The sequence below is a fragment of the Corynebacterium sp. HMSC14B06 genome (genome assembly GCF_001807075.1).
In the GTDB taxonomy this organism is placed as follows: domain Bacteria; phylum Actinomycetota; class Actinomycetes; order Mycobacteriales; family Mycobacteriaceae; genus Corynebacterium; species Corynebacterium jeikeium_D.
Genome location: NZ_KV787375.1, coordinates 1105 through 3076, shown reverse-complemented (window position 1 = coordinate 3076; position 1972 = coordinate 1105). Strand labels below are relative to the sequence as shown.

Annotated in this window: 1 protein-coding gene; it reads left to right on the top strand. The window is 59.1% G+C overall.

Annotated elements, in window-relative coordinates; all coding sequences use genetic code 11:
• Positions 1 to 409: 409 nt before the first annotated feature.
• A complete protein-coding gene (gene ltrA / locus HMPREF3130_RS05825) occupies positions 410 to 1777 on the top strand; it encodes a group II intron reverse transcriptase/maturase (protein WP_032685472.1) in 1368 nt (455 codons plus the stop codon).
• Positions 1778 to 1972 lie beyond the last annotated feature (195 nt).

Sequence of the window (1972 nt, the reverse complement as noted above, 5' to 3'; positions counted from 1 at the left end):
AAGGCACCTTTTCGCCCCTCGGCGACTGACTTGTGCGCCCAGCATGGGCGCCATCCTAGAGGTGAAAGTCCTCTCTTAAGCTGGCCACAGTGAATGAAGCGAAGCGCAACTGCAGAAGGGCGACCGACTGTGGGGAGGAAGCGTGGAGCGTAAACCGCGAGCCGAGGTACACAAATCGCATTCGAGGCGGATCCGGACAGGGCGAGCAGCCAAGTGACTGCAAAGCTCTTGTGGCCTAAGTGCCGGGTACGTAAATGCGGCGGTTGTGCGGTGAAGGATGGCGTTCTTACCTGGGGAGATCTCGCCTCATGCCTGAAAGGGCGACGGTGTGAGCCGGAGCGAGAAGTCAGCAGCGGTCATAGTAGCTGCGCTGCAGCGAAGGACCAAACGAGAAGAAGTGAGGTTTGACATGACGATACAGCAGGCCATGCATCAGATGCCCGGCAAACCGGGGCGGGACGCAATTGCAGAGGGTGAAGCCCCGCGTAAAGCATCCAGCGATGAAGCCGGCTGTCCGCGCCATGACTCAACCCCCACAGGGTCAGGGTTGCTGCAAGCTGCCCTGACAAGAGACAACCTGCAACTGGCGTTTAAACAGGTCCGCGCCAATAAGGGTGCTGCCGGTGTCGACGGTCTTGGGATCGCCGAAACAGCGGAGCACCTGAAGACGGCATGGCCCGGGATACGCGCACAGTTGTTGGCAGGGACGTACCGGCCTGATCCGGTTCGGCGAGTCTTGATCCCCAAACCCGGTGGCGGCGAGCGCAAGCTGGGCATTCCTACGGTGACGGACAGACTTATTCAGCAAGCATTACTGCAAGTGTTGCAGCCCTTGCTGGACCCTGACTTCAGCAACCACAGCTATGGTTTTCGTCCGGAGCGCAGTGCACACCAAGCGGTTTTGGCGGCACAGCAATACATCCACTCAGGGCGGCAAATTGTGGTCGATGTCGATCTGGAGCAGTTTTTCGACTGCGTCGAGCACGATCTGTTGATCGCCCGACTGGGCAGAAAAGTGAAGGATCGCGACGTTTTACGTTTGATTCGAGCTTATCTGAACAGTGGGGCATTGATCGAAGGCATGGTCATGACCAGCACGAGGGGCACACCGCAAGGTGGACCACTTTCACCGCTGCTGGCCAATGTGGTGCTGGACGAGGTAGACAAAGAGCTGGAGCGACGAGGCCATTGCTTCGTCAGGTACGCGGACGATGCGAACGTTTACGTACGTAGCCCCAAAGCCGGACAGCGGGTGATGGCATTGCTCCGTCGCCTTTACGGCCGTCTTGGGTTGCGCGTGAACGAGAGCAAGAGCGCCGTTGCCAGTGCGTTTGGCCGCAAGTTTCTGGGATTCAGCTTCTGGCAGTCTCCCAAAGGCGAGGTCAAACGGCGGGTAGCACTCAAGGCGCTACAGGTATTCAAACATCGCATCCGGGGGCTGACACCGCGTAGTGGCGGTCGCAGCCTGCCGCAAGTGGTGGAAAACCTGAGGCCCTACCTCCTCGGCTGGAAAGCGTACTTTGGATTGTCTCAGGCTCCCGGTTTATGGAAGAGTCTGGACGGCTGGATACGTCGAAGGCTCAGGGCAATTCAGCTCAAACAATGGAAGACTGGCAAAACCACCTACCGAGAGCTTCGCAAGTTGGGTGCAAATTCTGACTTGGCGGCAGCAATAGCCAGCGATAGCCATAGGATCTGGCACAACAGTGCCGGGCTGATCCATGGTGTGCTGACGGTAGCGTGGTTTGATCGGTTGGGTCTGCCTCGACTCTACTGACCTCAACCTCTCGAACCGCCCGGTGCGGACCCGCATGCCGGGTGGTGTGGCAGGGGTGCAGCCAGATGGCTGCCCCCTATGCCGATTGAAGGATCAAAGTAAGCAAAATCCCGGCTCCGTTTCCGGCCCGACTTCGTCGGGTTCCTTCGCCCTGTCACTGATCCGGGGGCCGCTGCAACGGGCCATCCTTGGCCC